We start from the raw sequence: 17,714 nt of genomic DNA, 5'->3' as shown, positions 1-17,714 counted from the left end.
GGCCGGCCCTTGTCACGCCGCGGCTACCGAATCGCGGCCTCCGCCCGCCGGGCCGGCGAGGCGGCCTGGACCAAGGGAACCTGCGCGAGGGCCCCCAGCACGCCGGCCTGGGTCAGGAGTTGGGGCAGTACGACGGGCTCACCCCGGGGGGGATAGAGCACATAAAGGGGGACGCCGTTGCGCCCGTGCCGTGCGAGAAGGCGCGTGATCTCGGGATTCTGGTTCGTCCAATCTCCCTTGAGATAGACGATGCCGCGATCCTCCAGCGCGTCCCGCACGGCAGCGCTGGAGAGCACCGCGCGCTCGTTGACGAGGCAGGTGATGCACCAGGCCGCCGTCATGTTGAGGAAGACCGGCCGGCCCTCCGTCCGCAATTGGTCGAGCCGCGCCTGCGAGAAGCTTTCCTGGCCGGCCCCGGCAGTTGCCGCCACGCCGGGGGATCGCTCCCCGGTCGCGAGCCATCCGATTCCGGCGACCCCGCAGAAAGCGAGCACGGCGAGTCCCTGCGCGAGGCGGCGGGCAAATCCTTCCCGCTCCACGGCCAGCCGCCAGCACCAGAACGCGAAGGCGAGGAGAACGAGGCCGATCAGCGCCCCGAGGAGCGCATTCGCATCGACCTGCTGGGCGAGGACGAAGAGCAGCCACGCCACCGTCGCGTAGACCGGAAAGGCCAGGAACTGCTTGAGCGTGTTCATCCAGGCCCCCGGCCGGGGCAGCAGGAAGAGAAGCGAGGGCCGGATCGTCAGGAGCAGGAAGGGAGCCGCGAGGCCGAGGCCGAGCGCGCCGAAGACCGCGAGAGCCACGGGAACAGAGGCCGTGACCGCATAGCCGACCGCGGCTCCCATGAAGGGCGCCGTGCAGGGCGTCGCGACGAGGGCGGCGAGGATGCCGGTCAGGAAGGAACCGGACAGGCCCGAGCGCTCCTTCAGCGCGCCCGCCCGCCCGGCGATGGAGACGCCGAACTCGGCGATGCCGGACAGGGACAGCCCGACGCAGAAGAGCAGGAAGGCGAGGGCGAGGACGAGGGCCGGGGACTGGAGCTGGAAGCCCCACCCCACCTCCTGCCCGCCGGCCCGCACGGCGAGCAGGAGCCCCGCCAGAGCGAGGAAGCTCATGACGACGCCGGCCGCATAGGCGAGCCCGGCGGCGCGGATCGAGCCGGGACTGCGGCCGGAATATTGGACGAGGCTCAGGACCTTGATGGACAGCACCGGAAAGACGCAGGGCATCAGGTTGAGGACGAGCCCCCCGAGGAAGGCGAAGAAGGCCGCCCACAGCAAGGCGGGCGCCTCGGCCTCGGCCGGCTTCGGCGCGGAGACCGCCGCGGCGCCCGAACCCGCCGGAGCGGCGGGCATCGAGCCGATCTGGAAGCTCCTGCGCCTGACGGCATCGCCCGCCTTTTCGTCGATCGCGAGGACGCCGGCGAGCATGTCCGGGACAGGCCCGCTCGCGGAGGAACTGCGCTGCAAGGACAGCGAGAGGCCGGACGGATTGGCCGTCAGCACCTGCGGCGCGGCCGTCTCGATGGCGGCCTCCTCGGCGGGAAAGAAATAGGCCGAGGAGACCTTCGCCGAGGCGAGCTGGCCTCCTTCCAAGTGCAGGAGAAGCTCGGCCCCCTGCCCCTGCCGGAGCGTCGCCCGCCCCTCGAACGGGACCGGGAGGGAGGCGCGTGCCGCCTCGAAGATGTAGCGGCTCGCCGGATCCATTCCCCCCTGCCCCGGAGCGGCCGTCGGCACTCTCGTCGAGAGCTGCGCCTCGCCGGGAATGCATTCGCGCTCGCAGACGAGGTAATTGACCAGCGCCTTCAGCTCGACGGATTTGGCGCCGCCGAAATCCGCCGGCGGGGTGATCTCGACGAGGAGAACCGTCTCGTCCTCGTAGCCGTAATTGACGAGAGGCCCGATCGGGATGCGGCTCGGGCTCGGCCACTGGATGGGCCCGGCCGAGAATCCGGGCGGAAGCGTCCAGGAGATTTCCGTCGCGAGGCCGGAATCGCCCGGATTGCGCCAATAGGTGTGCCAGTGCTCCGCCATGCGCAGGCGGATGCCCACGGTGAAGGGACGCCCCGGCTCGATCGCGCGCGGCTCGGCGACCAGTTCTGCCTGGACGAGGTCGGAGGCGCTCGGGGCCGCCCCTGCCGGGCCAACGAGCGGCAGGAAAGCGAGAAGGAGGATGGCCGCGGCCAGGAGCTTGCGCATGAAGGCGAGGATTTCGGATGCGGCCGGGATAGTCCCTCAGTTTGGAGGAAACGTGGCTCCCGCTCAAGGAACCCTCCGATGGTAGCCGTTGCATGCGGCGCAAAGCCACGCTACCGCCTCGGCATGACCGATCTCGCTCTCGCCGCCGAGTTCCCCGCCGCGACGCGCGAGGCCTGGAGAGCCGCCGCCGAGAAGGCTCTCAAGGGCCGCGACTTCGACAAGACCCTCCTCGGCAAGACCTATGACGGCATCCGCATCGATCCGCTCTATGCGAGGACGGATGGCGGCGTCGCGGGCCGCGCTGCCGTGCCGTGGCGCATCGTCGCGCGGGTGGATCACCCGGAGGTCGAGACCGCCAACGAACTGATCCTCGAGGACCTCACCGGCGGGGCGGACGCCTTGACGATCGTCTGCGCGGGCTCGGCCTCGGCACGGGGTTTCGGCCTTGTCGCCACGACACCGGAAGTCCTGGACCGCGCGCTTCGCGGCGTCATGCTCGACCTTGTCGCCATCCGGCTCGATCCCGCTCCCGATGCCGATGCGGCGGTCGACGCCCTTGTCGCCCTTGCGCGCGGGCGTGGTCATGATCTCGCCGCGCTCGACCTCGATCTCGGCCTCGATCCGATCGGCGCCGCCGCGAGAGCCGGCAAGATGCCTCCCTGGGAAGAGGCACTCGCCACCCGGCTCGCGGCGCTGGCGGAGCGCGGCTTCGCCGGACGCCTCGCGCGGGCCGACGGGCGCCCCTACCATGAGGCCGGCGCCACCGAGGCGCAGGAGCTGGCGGCCGTCCTCGCGACCGGGGTCGCCTATCTGCGCGCCCTGGAGGCGGGCGGCCACGACACGGCGAAGGCGCGCGAGGCGCTCTCCTTCCTGCTCGTCGCCGATGCCGACGAGTTCCTGACCGTCGCCAAGATGCGAGCCTTCCGCCGCCTCTGGGCCCGTGTCGAGGAAGCGTGCGGGTTCGAGCCCGCCCATGCGCATCTCTCGGCCGAGACCGCCTGGCGGATGACGACCCGGCGCGATCCCTGGGTGAACCTGCTCCGCACCACGCTCGCCTGTTTTTCGGCGGGAATCGGCGGGACCGACAGCATCTCCGCCCTTCCTTTCACCGCCGCTCTCGGCCTGCCGGACGCTTTCGCGCGTCGCCTCGCGCGCAACACGCAGCTCATCCTGCTCGAGGAATCGAATCTCGCGCGGGTTGCCGACCCGGTGGCCGGATCGGGCGCGTTCGAGGCCCTGACGGAGGAACTGACCACCAAGGCATGGGCGCTCTTCCAGGAGATCGAGAAGGAAGGCGGCATCGTTGCGAGCCTCGGATCGGGCGCCCTCGGCCGCCGGATCGCCGAGGTGCGGGCGCGGCGCGAGACGGCCTCCGCGCTCCGGCGGGATCCGATCACGGGCACGAGCGAGTTTCCCGACCTCCGGGAGGCGCCGGTCGCCGTGCTCATGGAATCCGCTGCCGAGGCCCCGCCTCCTGCCGATTTGACCGAGTTCGAACCCCTGCCCTCGCGCCGGACAGGCGAGGCTTTCGAAAAGCTGCGCGACCTCTCCGACGAGCGCCTGCGCGAGACCGGCCGACGGCCGCAGGTCTTCATGGCCAATCTCGGAACGCCCGCCGCCTTCACCACGCGCACGACCTTCGCCCGCAATGCGTTCGAGGCCGTGGGCATCGAGGCGCTGACGAATGACGGCTTCGCCTCGCTCGACGCGCTGACCGAGGCGTTCAAGGCATCGGGCGCTTCGCTCGCCTGTCTCTGCTCCTCGGACGAGATCTACGCCGGAGAGGCCGAGCGGTCCGCCGCCGCCTTGCGGAAGGCGGGCGCAGAAACCGTCTTTCTCGCCGGCCGCCCCGGCGAGCGCGAGGCGGCGCTGAGGGCCGCGGGGGTCACGGGATTCGTCGCAGCCGGCTCGAATCTCCCGGAGGTCCTGGACAGCCTAGTCCGATCCGAAATCCGATAGATCGCCTCGGTCCGTTCTCTCCTGGTCGTCATGGCCGGGCTTGTCTCAGCGTGCCGCGAGTCCTTTGCCTTTCGCGGCTTCCGCGAGGACGATCGCGGCGGCGCGCTCGCTCGGAGTCGTCGGCGATCCCGCCTCCATGATCGCGTCGAGCCGAGCGAAACCTTCCTCCTGCCGCCGCCGCTCCGGCGTGTCGGCGGCGAGCGCGAGGAGCGCGGGAGCGAGCTTCTGCGCCGTGCAATCCTCCTGGATGAATTCGGGCACGACATTCTCCCCGATCGTCAGATTGGCGAGAACGACCGACGACACCTTCACCAGGAAGCGAAGCTGGGCCTCGAGACCCGAGACGCGATAGGCGACCACCATCGGCACGCCGGACAGCGCCAGTTCCAGCGTCACCGTGCCGGAGGCGGCGAGCGCGAGGTTGGCGCGCCGGAAGGCGGCGTTCTTCTCCCCCTCCCCCTCGACGATCCGCGGCGCGACGGGCCAGGATTCGGCCCGCCGCCGGATGTCGTCCGCGAGATGGGAGACGGCAGGAATCGTGACCTCGAAGGGCCGGCCGATCCGCTCCGCGAAGATGCCGAGCGTCTCGCCGAAGGGCTCCATGAGCCGGCGGATCTCGCTCGGACGGCTGCCGGGAAGGACGAGGAGTTCCAGCGGGTCCTGCCCGATCGCGTGGCGCTCGCCGGGCGCGGGGCGCAGCAAATCAAGGCGCTCGATCAGCGGATGGCCGACATAGGTGCAGGGCGGCCCCCCGAGCCGCTCGTGGGCGGCGGGCTCGAAGGGCTTCAGCGCCAGCACGTGGGAGATGTAGCGCCGCATCTTCGGCGCCCTCCCCGGCCGCCAGGCCCAGACCGTGGGGCTGACATAGTTCACGATCGGGATTCCGGGCGCCCGGCGGTGGATGCGCCGTGCGACCGGATGGGTGAAATCGGGCGCATCGATGATGACGACGACATCCGGCCGAAGAGCCACCACCTCGTCGATGATGGAATAGGCGCGGCGCAGGATCTTCGGCAGGCGCCCCAGGACGTTGCGCAGCCCGACGACGCCGATATCCGACAGGGGAAAGAGCGAGGAAAGGCCCTCGCGCGTCATCGCCTCTCCGCCGACGCCCTTCATCTCGACGCCTTCCCCGAGCCGGGCCTTCAGCGCCCGCATCAGGCTCGCGCCGAGCTGGTCGCCGGACGGCTCGCCGGCCACGAGATAGATTCGCATCGGATCAGCCACCGGTCGCCTCGCCGCGCAGGAGAGCGTCGCGGTCGATCCCGACCAGGAAGAGCCCCGCCTTGTTCGCCGCCGCGATCGTGCCCTCGCGGTCGAGCACGAGCGTCAGGCCCTGGGCGATGGCGATCCCGTCGAGCCCGGCCTTCGCGGCATGGGCCACGGTCCGCGGCCCGATGGCCGGCAGGTCGACCCGCAGATCCTGGTCGCGCTTCGGCCCCTTGACCAGCACGCCGCCGGGTCGAGCGCGCCGCAGAAATCCCCCCGCCGCGATTTTGCGGGCCCGCGCCAGCATCCGGTCGGTGCCTTCCGGCCCCTCGACGGCGATGACCCTGAAGCCGCTCACCACGGCCGCCTGCCCCACATCGTAGGGAGAGAGCGCCTCCAGCATGCGGAAGCCGCACTCGATGGAGGCGAAGGATTGCGGGGACGGGGCGTGAATGCCGTACCTGCCGGGCGCCGCGAGAAGCTCGGGCGCCAATTCGCGCACGCCGAGGAGGGGAAAGCCCTTGCTCTCCAGAAGCTCGACCGCGCCGCGCAGCAGGTTGTCGTCGCCCCGCGAGACGACCGCGGCGACATAGTCCCGGTCGCGATAGGCCGAATAGGCACCGATCAGGGCGGAGACCGAGGGACGCCGCAGCGCTCCGGCCAGCGTCAGCGCGGCGGGCTGCCAGGATTCGAGAGTCGAGACGATGCGGCGCAGGTCGAGGAGATTCACGACCGCATCCGCGCGCGCCGTCAGCCGGCGCTCGCAGAAGCCGCGAAAGGCGAGGACCCGGACGGTCCGGCCGGACGCCGTGAGGCGATCGGCGAGCCGCATCGGCAATTCGCCCGACCCCGCCAGGATCGCGATCGGGCCGTCCCGCGCGGGCTCGCCCGCCTGTCCAGGCTCCCTCATGCGCCGGGGGGAACCTCGCGGGGCACGCAGATCGAGCGCTCGCCGCCGAGGCGGATGAAGTCGAGGATCTCGTGCACGGTCGGATGTCCGGCGAATTCCTCCGCGACGTCGACGACGCGCTCCGTCAGCGTGCCTTCCGCCGCGAACAGGAGACGATAGGCGCGCCGCAGGTCGTGAATCTGCTCGCGGGTGAAGCCGCGCCGGCGCAGGCCGATGATGTTGAGCCCGTGCAGATAGGCCCGGTTGCCGATCACCATCCCGTAGGGGATGACGTCGTTCTCGACCGCCGACAGCCCGCCGATGAAGGCATGGGGACCGATGCGGGCGAATTGGTGGATGCCGACGCCGCCGCCCAGGATCGCGAAATCCCCGATCTCGCAATGGCCGGCCAGCATCACGTTGTTGGTCAGGATGACGTTCGAGCCGACGACGCAATCATGCGCCACGTGCGAGCTGGCGAGGAGGAAGCAGCGATCCCCGACCGTGGTCTTGCCCTTGCCGTTGGGAGTGCCCGGATTGATCGTCACGTTCTCGCGGATGATGCAGTCGCTGCCGATGGCGAGGGTCGTCGGCTCGCCGCGATAGCGCAGGTCCTGCGGCGCATGGCCGATGGAGGCGAAGGGGAAGATGCGGCAGCGCGGACCGAGCGTCGTGTGGCCCGCCATCACGACGTGGCTGATCAGCTCGCAGCCCTCGCCCAGCACGACGTCCGGCCCGATCACGCAGAAGGGTCCGATCTTCACGCCGGCCCCGAGGCGGGCGGCCGGGTCGACGATGGCGGTGGGATGGATCTCCGGCGCGCCGAGCCGCGCCTGGTCGGGCGCGGCGCTCACGACATCACCAGCATGGCGCTGACCTCTGCCTCGGCGACCACGGCGTCCTCGACCCTCGCCTCGCCCCGGTACCACCACATGTTCCGGCGGTAATTGAGCTTGGTCATGTGGAAACGAACCACGTCGCCGGGCACGACCGGCTTTCTGAACTTGGCCTTGTCGACCGTCATGAAGAAGACCTTGTTCGGCGGCTTGCCCTCGCTGGATTTGGAGAGAATGCAGATCGCGCCGGCCGTCTGCGCCATTCCCTCGATCAGGAGGACGCCGGGAAAGATCGGCGCCTGCGGGAAATGGCCGCTGAAGATCTGCTCGTTATAGGTGACGTTCTTGATGCCGATGCAGGATCGGTCGCTGTCGATATCGACGATCCTGTCCACGAGCAGGAACGGATAGCGGTGCGGCAGAAGCTCCAGCAGCTTCACGATATCCGCCGATTCGAGCTTCGGCTTCGCCTCTTCGGGCATCAGCCCTTCTCCCCGTGCTGAACGATCAGGCTGCGCCTGAGGACGCGCCGCGGCTCGATTATCAATCCGCGGCGCTCTCGTCACTCCGCCCGCGCTTCGCGGCGAGGTTTTTCAGCAGCGTCAATTCCCGGAACCATTCGCGGACGGGCTTGGCCGGCGTGCCGCCCCAGCGGGAGCCGGCCGGCACGTCGCAATTGACGTTGCTGTCGCCGGCGATCTGGGAGCCCCGCCCGATGCGGACATGGCCGATGACCCCGACCTGCCCGGCGAGGACGACGTAATCCTCAAGCGTGGTCGAGCCGGAAATTCCGACCTGGGAGACGATGATGCAATGGCGGCCGACGACGACGTTGTGGGCGATCTGGACGAGGTTGTCGATCTTGGTCCCCTCGCCGATCACGGTGTCGCGCGTCGTGCCGCGGTCGATGGTCGTGTTGGCGCCGACCTCCACGTCGTCCTGGATGATGACGCGGCCGATCTGCGGCACCTTGATGTGCCGGCCCTGGCCGAGGGCGTAGCCATAGCCGTCCTGCCCGACGCGGACGCCCGGATGCAGGATGACGCGGTTGCCGAGGAGGGCGTGCTGAATCGTGGTTTGCGGGCCGATCGAGCAGTCGCGCCCGATCCTGACCGAGGGGCCGATCACCGCGCCTGCGCCGATCACGGTGCCGCGCCCGATCTCGGCGCCGGGCCCCACCACCGCGCCGGGATCGACGCCGACGCCGTCCTCGAGCCGCGCCGAGGGATGGACGTAGCTCCCCGGGCTCCGCCCCGAGGTGCCGAAGACGGAAGCGGGGCGCAGGGCCTCCGGATAGAGCCGGGTCAGAACCGCCGCATAGGCTTTGTAAGGCTCCGGCACGACGAGCGCGAAGGTTCCCGAAGGAACAGACGCCGCGAACCGCTTCGAGACGAGGCAAAGTCCCGCCCGCGTCGCGGCGAGAGCCTCCGCGTAGCGGGCATTGTCCATATAGGAAACGTCGTGCGGCCCGGCATCGTCGAGCGGGGCGACGTTCTCGATGCCGAGATCGGGCGCGCCCGCGGGAAGCGGAACGCCGGCAAGGCCGGCGATCTCAGCGAGCGAAACCGGCGCGCTCCGCGCGAAGAAGACGGGCTCGGCCATCACGAGGCGTCCGAAAGCGGCCGGGAAAGCCGGCTCGCCTTCGATCAGAACCGCGTGCCGCCGGAGAAGCGGAACGCTTGCGTCTGATCCTTGCCGACGCGAACGGGACCATAGCCATAATCGACGAAGGTTCCGTTATCCTTCGACAGCGCATAGGCATAGTCGAAGCGGATCGGACCGAGCGGCGAGTTCCAGAGGATCGATGCGCCGATCGAGGAGCGGATGACGTTCTTGTCGTGCACCCTCACGCATTCGGGCTGCGTCGCGTAGCCATTCTTGTTCACGCCGGTGCAGTTGAACCAACCGTCCCCGTTCACATCCATGGCGCGGGGCCCCTTATACCCGAACAGGGTGCCCGCATCGGCGAACACGGCTCCCTTGAGGCCCAGATCCTTGGGCACCAGGGGCAGCGGGAACTGCGCTTCCAGCGACGCGCCATAATATGTCGTGCCACCGAGAGCATTCTGGGCCGAATCCACCGTCGAGATGTCGCGCGGTCCGATCCCGGACGGGGCGAAGCCGCGGACGAGCGTGGGGCCCATGAAATACTGGTCCACGAGACGCAGGTCGCCTCCGGTGGACATCAGCCCGTTCGAGCTGTTGTTCTTGCCCGTCGGCTCGATATGACCGCCCTGCAACTTGAAGAGGCCGACCACATCGTCGACGAACAGCTCCCTATAGGCCCGGATCTCGCCGGACACTCGCACGAATTTCGAATCCCCGCCGAGGCCCGCGACGTCCGGCTTGACCTCCGCATAGATGCCGCTGTGGGGGTCACGAAGGTTGTCGACGGTATTGTAGGCCAGCGTCACGCCGACCAGCGAGGTCAGCGTCCGACCCTGCGACTGCTTGACCGCGATCGAAGCCTCGCCGTTATACGCGCAGAGCGGATAGGAAGGCGACCCGTCCGGGTTGATGTAGGGCGCGAACGGATAGACCGGCACCGTGCAGTCGTTATACGGCTGCTTGAAGGTGTTCGGGATCTTCAGCTTCGACTCGTAGAGCGAATAGCGGAAGGTGACCCCGGCTTCCTCCGTCAGCGGCAGGCCGAGGCGGAGCTGGCCGCCGATCGTCTCGTTCTCGTAGCGGGCATATTGCGTCTGGTCGGTATATTTCGCGAAGACGTCGAAGCCGGCCGCCATGCGGTAGCCGAGGAAATAAGGCTCGGTGAAGCTGAAATCGACGCCATGGGCGCGCTGGCCAAGCTGGCCGGCGAGACGGACGAACTGGCCGCGGCCGAGGAAGTTCGATTCCGAGACCGAAACCTCGCCGATGATTCCGTCCGAGGTCGAATAGCCGCCGGCGATCGAGAAGGCGCCCGTCGCCTGATCCTCGACGTCGATATTGACGACGACGCGGTCCGCCGAGCTGCCCGGCTCGGTCGTGACACGGACCTTCTTGAAGTAGCCGAGATTGTTCAGGCGGCGCTCGCCGCGGTCCAGCAGGACCTTGTTGAGCGGATCGCCCTCGCCGAGATCGAGCTCGCGGCGGATGACGTAGTCGCGCGTGCGCGTGTTTCCGCGGATGACGATGCGCTCGACATAGACCCGGGGCCCGTCCTCGACCACGTAGCCGAGATTGACCGTCTGCGAGGCGGGGTCCCGCGCGCCGGTCGGGCGGACCGACACGAAGGGAAAGCCGCGCCGGACGGCTTCCGTCGTCATCTTGGTCAGGGTCTTCTCGACCGCGTCCGCGTTGTAGACGTCGCCGGGATCGGTCTGGATCTCGCCCTGGAGGAGCGAGGCGTCGAGCCCCGGCACGCGGGAATCGAATCCCACCTGCCCGACCCGGTACTGGTTGCCCTCGTTCACCGTGATGGTGATGATGTAGCCGCCCTGCTCGGCGTCGAACCGGACATCGGTGTTGGTGACCTGGAAGTCGGCGAAGCCGTTCTTCAGGTAGTAGCGCCGGATCAGCTCCTGGTCCGCGGCGAGGCGGTCGGCGTCATAGACGTCGTTGGTCTTCAGGAAGCTCAGCCAGTTCATCTCGCCGGACTGCATCAGGTTCCGCAGCCTGGTCGAGGAGACGTTGTTGTTGCCGACGAAATTGATCGAGAGAATGCCGGTCTTGTCGCCCTCATCCACCGTGAAGACGACGTCGACACGCCCGTTCGGGAGCTTGACGACGCGGGACGAGACCGTGGCGTTGCCGCGGCCGATCCGGCGGTAGAAATCCCTGATGCGCTGGACGTCGCCCTGCACGGCCCGCTCGTCGAAGGGCCGGCGCGCCTGCGAGGTGAGTTCCGGCAGGATCGATTCCTTCTTGAACTTGCGATTGCCCTCGATGACGACGCGATTGATCTCGACCCCGCGGCTGGCCTGCGCGAAAGCGGGGGACATGGTCTCGACGACGCCGGGAACGGCGGCCGCGATCAGGAGCCCGGCAAGCGGGGCCATCAATGCCTTCTGGCGCGTCTTCTTCATGGTCCCCATCGAACTTGCCCGTCTCGCTTCTTGCTTCTTCGATGCCAGATCCCGAGCCGGGGCATACACCACCAAGCTCGGATATCTGACCATCAATCCGCGCCGCCATGCAACGGGCTTATCCTTAAAGGCGCGTCATTCTCTCAGGGGCGTGGCCTTCAGGTCACGTCCCTCGGCCCGTAAAAGCTGCGCTAAGGTTTACAATATCATTCCAAGTGGAAAAGAGCATCAGCATCAAAACGAGAGCGAGCCCGATCCGGAACCCGATCTCCTGAGCCCGGTCGCTGAGCGGGCGCCCCCGCAGGGCCTCGATGGCATAGAACATCAGATGCCCCCCGTCGAGAAGAGGCACCGGGAACAGGTTCAGCAGGCCGATCGAGACCGACAGGATCGCCATCAGGCTCATCAGGGGCCCGAAGCCGCCCGATGCGGCGACGTCCCCCGAGACGCGCATGATTCCAATGGGGCCGGAAAGCTGGTCGGGCGACTCGCGGCCCCGAACCAGGCGCACGACGACATTCACCGTCCGCTCGAAGATCGTCCAGGTCTCGCTCGCGCCCTGGCCGAGGGACTCGATCAGCCCGTAGCGGACATAGGAGATGTCGGCGGGATTGCGGGACGCCTGGAGCCCGAGAAGGCCGATTCTCTGCTTGGCGAAGCCCGGCACCTCCACCTCGTGCACGGCCGGGGTGGCGACGATCGTGACGTGGCGGGTGTCGCGGTCGACGAGGAAGGTCAGGCTGTCCCCGGCGCTCGTCGAGACGATCCGCTGCACGTCCGAGAAGCTCGTCATCCGGCGGCCGTCGATCGAGAGGATCAGGTCACCGGCCTGGAAGCCCGCCGCCTCCGCGGCGGAGCCGGGCTGGACCGCCTCGATCCGGGGCAGCAGGACCTGGCGCCCGGTGACATAGGTGAGCCCGGCGAAGATGACGATGGCCAGCAGGAAATTGGCCATCGGCCCCGCCGCGACGATCGCGGCCCGCTTCCACAGCTTCTGATGATGGAAGCTGACGCGCCTTTCCTCCTCGCTCATGACGGCGAGCGTCTCGTCGTCGGGTGCGCTGGCGCCGTTCTTGTCGCCGACGAACTTCACGTAGCCGCCGAGCGGAATGGCGGAGATCTTCCAGCGTGTGCCCTGCCGGTCGTTCCAGCCCCACAATTCGGGCCCGAAGCCGATGGAGAAAGCCTTCACGCCGACCCCGCACAGGCGGCCCACCCAGAAATGCCCGAATTCGTGGACGAACACGACGATCGTCAGCACGAACAGGAAGGCGAGCGGATAGACCAGCGCTCCGCCGAGCTTGCCCATGAGCAGGGACAGCGATTCCATGATTCCTTCCTCGCTCAGCCGGCAAGAGCCGACGGCAGGGGACCCCCCGCCAGCTTTTCCGCCGCGACGGCTCTCGCCTCGGCATCAAGGGCCAGGGCATCCTCGATCGTGCGGGGCGCCGGCAGCGGCGCTCCGGCGGCCCAGTCGAGAGTGGACTCCACCACGCGGGCAATGTCCAGAAAGCCGAGACGGCCTTTCAGAAACGCTTCCACCGCCACCTCGTTGGCGCCGTTCAGCACCGTGGGCATCGGCCCTCCCCCGGCGAGCGCCTCCCGCGCGAGGCGCAGGCAGGGAAAGCGGCCCAGATCGGGCTCTTCGAAAGTGAAGCGCCCGATCGCGGCGAGATCGAGACGGGGAACCCCGGTCGCGAGCCGGCGGTCGAGGCCGAGGCAATGGGCGATCGGCACGCGCATGTCGGGATGGGCCATGCCGGCCGTCACGGCGCCGTCGCGCCACTGGACGAGCCCGTGGATGATCGATTGCGGGTGGACCACCACCTCGAGCCGCTCCGGCGGGACGCCGAAGAGATGGTGGGCCTCGATCAGCTCGAGGCCCTTGTTCATCAGGCTCGCCGAATCCACGTTGATCTTCGCACCCATCGAATAGGTCGGGTGCCTGGCGGTCTGGGCCTGGGTCGCGGCGCGCATCGCTTCGAGCGTCCAGGTGCGGAACGGGCCGCCGGAGGCCGTGAGCGTCAGGGATTCGACGTCCTCGGGATGGCCCGCCGCAAGGGCCTGGGCCAGCGCGTTGTGCTCCGAATCCATCGGCAGGATCGCCGCGCCCCGCTCCGCCGCCTCGCGCATGAAGGCCGTCCCGGCCGAGACGAGGCTTTCCTTGTTGGCGAGCGCGACGCTGCGGCCCTCCCGCAGGGCGTCGCGGGTCGGCACGAGGCCGGCCACCCCGCTGATGGCGGCGACGACGAGATCGGCCTCGCGGTCGACCGCCTCGCGCAGGGCGGAAGCCCCCGCCCCGCAGGCGATCCCCGTGCCCGCGAGCGCCTCGCGAAGCTCCGCCAGGAGGGTCGGCTCGGCCAGGGCCGCGAAGCCGGCTCCCAGATCGATCGCCGCTGCCGCCAGTCCCGCGACATCGCGGCCGGCCACGACGGCCGAGACGGAGAAACGCTCGCGATGGCCGCGCAGCACGGCGGCCGTCGATCGCCCGATCGATCCCGTCGCTCCGAGGATGGTGACGCGCCCGCTCATGGAGCGACCGCCCAGAACGACGTTTTCGCGAAAGGCGCCAACAGGAAAACCAGGATCGCCACCGCGGCGAATCCGTCGAGACGGTCCATGAACCCCCCATGGCCGGGAATGAGCGAGCCCGAATCCTTCACGCCGAAACGCCGCTTCATGGCCGATTCGGCGAGATCGCCCGCCTGGCTCGCGCCCGATGCCAGCCCGGACAGAACCACGAGCGCGGCGATATCGAGCGCCTGAAGGGGCTGGGCGGCTCCGAGCGCGGCCACCGCCGTTCCCGCCACCATGGCGCCGGCGAGGCCGCCGGCGAAGCCCGACCATGTCTTGTTCGGGCTGACGGCCGGCCAGAGCTTCGGCCCGCCGACCGCCCGCCCGACGAAATAGGCGGCGACATCCGTGGTCCAGACCACGGCGAACATCCACAGGAGCGGCGTGAGGCTTCCGCCAGGATGGACGCGAAACATCACCGGCACCAGCGCAATCGGGGCGGCGTAGGCGAGGCCGGCGACCGCCCAGGCCCGGTCCCGCCCGGTGCGCGCGATCGCCGCCAATGCCGCGACCGCCGCCGCCACGACGCAGGCGAAGACGAGGGGCGTTCCGAAGATCCAGCTCCCCTGGATCGCCGCCAATCCGACGCCCGCCGCCACGGAGAGGGCCGGGACAGGAGCCGCGCGCGTCATCGCCGTCCATTCATGGACCACCGCGATCGCCGCGCCGAGCCAGACGATCGCGAGGAGCCAGCCGCCGAGCCAGGCCGATCCCAGCGCGACGGCCCCAAGCGCGGCCGAGGAGAGAACCCGCAGCCGCAGTTCCGACGAGCCGGCCGCATGGGGCGGGAACAAGCGCAAGCCTCAGACGGCCCGGGCATTCCGCCCGCCGAAGCGGCGGTCGCGCCGGAGGAATTGCTCGACGGCTCCCCGCAGCGTGGCCTCGTCGAAATCGGGCCAGTGCTCGGAAAGAAACACGAATTCGGAATAGGCGGTCTGCCAGGGCAGGAAATTCGAGATGCGAACCTCGCCCGAGGTTCGGATCACGAGGTCGGGATCGGGAAAGTCCCGCGTGTCGAGGACGCTTCCGAGCAGGTCGACATCGATCGCCTCAGGATCGAGCTGTCCCGCCCGGACCAGCCGGGCGAGAGCCCGCGCGGCCCGCGCGATCTCCTGGCGGCCGCCGTAGTTGAACGCCACCACGAAGGTGAGGCCCGTATTGCGGCGCGTCAGATCCTGGGCCTCGTCCAGGAGGGCGACCACATCCTCGTCGAGGCCCGCGCGATCCCCGATCACGCGGACGCGGACATTCGATTCGTGAAGCTCCGCGAGGTCGCGGCGTATGAAAATTCTCAGGAGGCCGAACAGGTCCGCCACCTCCTCGGCCGGGCGCCGCCAGTTCTCCGTCGAGAAGCCGTAGACGGTGAGGTAGCGGATCCCCATGGCGTCGGCGGCCCGCACGGCCCGGCGGAGCGCCACGACGCCGCGGCGATGTCCTTCCACGCGGGGCAGGCCCCGCGCAGCCGCCCAGCGTCCGTTTCCGTCCATGATGATGGCGACATGGGCGGGCATGCGCGCCCGTCCGGCATCCGGGCATCCGGCCTCGTCGGGCGGCGGCACCTGGGCCAGCTGTGATGGGAAGGGCATGAGCGTGTCCGGTCGTCCGATCCGACCCTACACCTGCATGATTTCCTTTTCCTTCGCTGAAAGCACGCTGTCCACCTCGGAGACGGCATTGTCGGTCGCCTTCTGGACCTCGGCCGATTGCCGCTTCTCGTCATCCTCGCCGATATGGCCGTCCTTGAGGAGCTTCTTGAGGATGTCGAGGCCGTCGCGGCGCACGTGCCGGACCGCCACCCGCGCCTCCTCGGCATATTTATGGGCGACCTTCACCATCTCCTTGCGGCGCTGCTCGTTCATCTCGGGAATGCGCAGGCGGATCACCTGGCCTTCGGTCTGCGGGTTGAGGCCGAGATCGGATTCGCGGATCGCCTTTTCGACCGCGCTCACCATGCCCCGGTCCCAGACCTGCACCGAGAGGAGGCGCGGCTCGGGCACGGTGATCGTCGCGACCTGGTTCATCGGCAGCGACTGGCCATAGGCGTCGATATGGAGCGGCTCGACGAGCCCGGGCGAGGCGCGGCCCGTCCTCAGGCTGCCGAGGTCGTGGCGCAGGCTCGCGACGGCACCTTGCATGCGGCGCTTGAGGTCGTTGACGTCGAAAGTCGGTACGGCCATGGGGCTGGTCTCGCGGAAGGATTTTTCGGATTACGCGGGCGGCGGGCCGGCTTCAAGCCCGCGTCGCGCCGCGGCGCGGGCAGATCAGGGGGCGACGAGCGTGGACGGCGCCTCGCCCGACAGGATCGCTTCGACAGAGCTCGGCGCATGGACCGAGCCCACGATCACCTTGAGCCGGTTCTCTCGCGCGAGCGCGAAGGCGGCCGTGTCCATGACCTTGAGATCGCGCGCGATCGCCTCGTCATGGGTGATGCGGTCGTAGCGCCGCGCCGAGGGATCGAGCTTCGGGTCCGCCGAATAGACGCCGTCGACCTGCGTGGCCTTGAGCACGGCGTCGCAGCGAAGCTCTGCCGCCCGCAGCACCGCCGCCGTGTCGGTGGTGAAGAAGGGATTGCCGGTGCCCCCGGCGATGAGCACCACCTGCTTGCGCTGGAGATAATGCAGCGCCGGCTGGCGCGCATAGGTCTCGCAGATCGTCGGCATCGAGACCGCCGACATGGTCCGCGCGCTGACGCCGGTGGCGTTCAGCGCCGTCTCCAGCGCGAGGGAGTTCATCACGGTCGCCAGCATGCCCATCGAATCGGCCGTCGGGCGGTCGATCCAGCCCGCCTGGGCCATCCGGGCGCCGCGGACGATGTTGCCGCCCCCGATGACGATGGCCAGCTCGAAGCCGCGCCGGGTGGTCGCGGCGAGATCCGTGGCGAGATGAGCCAATGTCTGGGCATAGAGCCAGTAGCCGTCCGGCGCGGCGAGCGCCTCGCCGGACAGCTTCACGAGCACCCGCTTGATCTCGTCGCTCACCACGTCACCCCCTCGCGCCACGCATTCCATGAAAAAGGCGGCCTCTCGGCCGCCTCCTTGCTCAGGTGCGGGGACCGACGCCTGATTGCGCCGCCACCTCGGCCGCGAAATCGGTCTCTTCCTTCTCGATTCCCTCGCCGAGGGCGTAGCGCACGAAGCCGGTGAGCGCGACGGGCTTGCCGAGCCGGCTCTCCGCCTCCTTCAGGAGCTGCGTGAAGGTCTTGCCCTCGTGCTCCGGGATCACCGAAGGCTGGTCGAGGAGGGTATTCTCCTTGAAGAACGACTTCAGGCCGCTCTCGACGATCTTCGCCAGCACGTGGTCGGGCTTGCCCGCATTCTTCTCGCGCAGGATGGCGCTCTCGCGCTCGATCACCGAGGCCTCGACGCCCGAGGCGTCCACGGCCGCGGGGTTCATCGCCGCCACGTGCTTGGCGATCTGGCCGCCGAGCTTCGCCAGGGCATCCACGTCCCCCTCCGATTCGAGGGCGACGAGCACGCCGATCCGGCCGAGCCCCTCGTTGACCGGATTGTGGACGTAGCTCGCCACATAGCCCTTGCGGACCGCGAGCTTGGCGACGCGGCGGAGCGTCATGTTCTCGCCGATGGTCGCGATCAGCTCCTGGAGCTTGTCCTTGACCGTGATCGCCTCGCCGGGGAAATGGATCGCCTCCAGCGCGCCGAGCGTGCCGTCCGTGTTGAGGGCCATCTTGGCCGCCTCGCGGGCGAAGGTCTGGAACGCCTCGTTGCGGGCCACGAAGTCGGTCTCGGAATTCACCTCCACGATCGCCGCGGAATGGCCGGGGCTCTCGACCGCGACGAGGCCCTCGGCCGCCGTGCGGCCCACTTTCTTCGCGGCCTTGGCCAGCCCCTTCTTGCGGAGCCAGTCCACCGCGGCCTCGATGTCGCCGCCGACCTCGGCCAGCGCGCCCTTGCAATCCATCATGCCCGCGCCGGTCTTCTCGCGCAGCTCCTTGACCAGTGCGGCGGTGATCGTCGCCATCCTCGTATCCTTTCCTGGAAATAGGAGAAGCCGGCGGAGAGCGCCG

General features: G+C 69.0%; 15 protein-coding genes. 1 reads left to right on the top strand and 14 read right to left on the bottom strand.

Translation table 11 applies throughout. The features are described 5' to 3' along the window. Positions 1 to 23: 23 nt before the first annotated feature. The gene (locus PKD06_RS02780) at positions 24 to 2,198 is read right to left on the bottom strand and encodes a protein-disulfide reductase DsbD domain-containing protein (protein ID WP_324377465.1); all 2,175 of its coding nucleotides are present in this window, start codon (positions 2,196 to 2,198) and stop codon (positions 24 to 26) included. A 123-nt stretch (positions 2,199 to 2,321) separates the two neighbouring features. On the opposite strand from PKD06_RS02780, the gene PKD06_RS02775 reads away from it, so the two are divergent. After that, positions 2,322 to 4,157 carry a methylmalonyl-CoA mutase family protein gene (locus PKD06_RS02775; RefSeq protein WP_324377484.1) on the top strand — a complete coding sequence of 612 codons (1,836 nt, stop codon included), beginning with the start codon at positions 2,322 to 2,324 and terminating at the stop codon, positions 4,155 to 4,157. Positions 4,158 to 4,202: 45 nt separating this feature from the next. Here PKD06_RS02775 and lpxB read toward each other — a convergent pair whose 3' ends face one another. From lpxB to tsf, 13 genes are all read right to left on the bottom strand, one after another. Then, positions 4,203 to 5,384: a lipid-A-disaccharide synthase gene (lpxB, locus tag PKD06_RS02770; RefSeq protein ID WP_324377464.1), complete on the bottom strand. Its 1,182-nt coding sequence runs from the start codon at positions 5,382 to 5,384 to the stop codon at positions 4,203 to 4,205. Further along, the gene (lpxI, locus tag PKD06_RS02765; RefSeq protein ID WP_324377463.1) at positions 5,377 to 6,276 is read right to left on the bottom strand and encodes a UDP-2,3-diacylglucosamine diphosphatase LpxI; all 900 of its coding nucleotides are present in this window, start codon (positions 6,274 to 6,276) and stop codon (positions 5,377 to 5,379) included. The genes lpxB and lpxI overlap by 8 nt, the downstream gene beginning before the upstream one ends. Next, positions 6,273 to 7,109 carry an acyl-ACP--UDP-N-acetylglucosamine O-acyltransferase gene (lpxA, locus tag PKD06_RS02760; RefSeq protein WP_324377462.1) on the bottom strand — a complete coding sequence of 279 codons (837 nt, stop codon included), beginning with the start codon at positions 7,107 to 7,109 and terminating at the stop codon, positions 6,273 to 6,275. The genes lpxI and lpxA overlap by 4 nt, the downstream gene beginning before the upstream one ends. Then, entirely contained in the window at positions 7,106 to 7,573 is a 468-nt protein-coding gene (fabZ, locus tag PKD06_RS02755) for a 3-hydroxyacyl-ACP dehydratase FabZ (protein ID WP_324377461.1), read from the bottom strand. The genes lpxA and fabZ overlap by 4 nt, the downstream gene beginning before the upstream one ends. Before the next feature lie 61 nt (positions 7,574 to 7,634). Continuing rightward, positions 7,635 to 8,693 carry a UDP-3-O-(3-hydroxymyristoyl)glucosamine N-acyltransferase gene (gene lpxD, locus PKD06_RS02750; protein WP_324377460.1) on the bottom strand — a complete coding sequence of 353 codons (1,059 nt, stop codon included), beginning with the start codon at positions 8,691 to 8,693 and terminating at the stop codon, positions 7,635 to 7,637. A gap of 44 nt (positions 8,694 to 8,737) precedes the next feature. Next, positions 8,738 to 11,116: an outer membrane protein assembly factor BamA gene (gene bamA / locus PKD06_RS02745; RefSeq protein ID WP_324377459.1), complete on the bottom strand. Its 2,379-nt coding sequence runs from the start codon at positions 11,114 to 11,116 to the stop codon at positions 8,738 to 8,740. A 163-nt stretch (positions 11,117 to 11,279) separates the two neighbouring features. Beyond that, positions 11,280 to 12,446 (bottom strand): RIP metalloprotease RseP, encoded by a 1,167-nt coding sequence (gene rseP / locus PKD06_RS02740; RefSeq protein WP_324377458.1) that lies wholly within the window; start codon positions 12,444 to 12,446, stop codon positions 11,280 to 11,282. A gap of 14 nt (positions 12,447 to 12,460) precedes the next feature. Continuing rightward, a complete protein-coding gene (dxr, locus tag PKD06_RS02735; protein WP_324377457.1) occupies positions 12,461 to 13,648 on the bottom strand; it encodes a 1-deoxy-D-xylulose-5-phosphate reductoisomerase in 1,188 nt (395 codons plus the stop codon). Further along, positions 13,645 to 14,484: a phosphatidate cytidylyltransferase gene (locus PKD06_RS02730; RefSeq protein ID WP_324377456.1), complete on the bottom strand. Its 840-nt coding sequence runs from the start codon at positions 14,482 to 14,484 to the stop codon at positions 13,645 to 13,647. The genes dxr and PKD06_RS02730 overlap by 4 nt, the downstream gene beginning before the upstream one ends. A gap of 9 nt (positions 14,485 to 14,493) precedes the next feature. Further along, positions 14,494 to 15,201: an isoprenyl transferase gene (locus PKD06_RS02725; protein ID WP_324377483.1), complete on the bottom strand. Its 708-nt coding sequence runs from the start codon at positions 15,199 to 15,201 to the stop codon at positions 14,494 to 14,496. Between the two features lie 102 nt (positions 15,202 to 15,303). Further along, on the bottom strand, positions 15,304 to 15,867 hold the full coding sequence (frr, locus tag PKD06_RS02720) for a ribosome recycling factor (RefSeq protein ID WP_324377455.1): 564 nt from the start codon (positions 15,865 to 15,867) through the stop codon (positions 15,304 to 15,306). 84 nt (positions 15,868 to 15,951) lie between these two features. Continuing rightward, positions 15,952 to 16,698, bottom strand: coding sequence for a UMP kinase (gene pyrH / locus PKD06_RS02715; RefSeq protein ID WP_324377454.1), 747 nt, complete (start codon positions 16,696 to 16,698; stop codon positions 15,952 to 15,954). Positions 16,699 to 16,729: 31 nt separating this feature from the next. Continuing rightward, entirely contained in the window at positions 16,730 to 17,668 is a 939-nt protein-coding gene (tsf, locus tag PKD06_RS02710) for a translation elongation factor Ts (RefSeq protein ID WP_324377453.1), read from the bottom strand. Between the last annotated feature and the right edge of the window lie 46 nt (positions 17,669 to 17,714).

It is taken from the genome of Enterovirga sp., assembly GCF_035325185.1.
In the GTDB taxonomy this organism is placed as follows: Bacteria; Pseudomonadota; Alphaproteobacteria; order Rhizobiales; family Beijerinckiaceae; genus Enterovirga.
The sequence above is the reverse complement of the archived record's forward strand: the minus strand, read 5'-3'. Positions and strand labels throughout refer to the sequence as shown.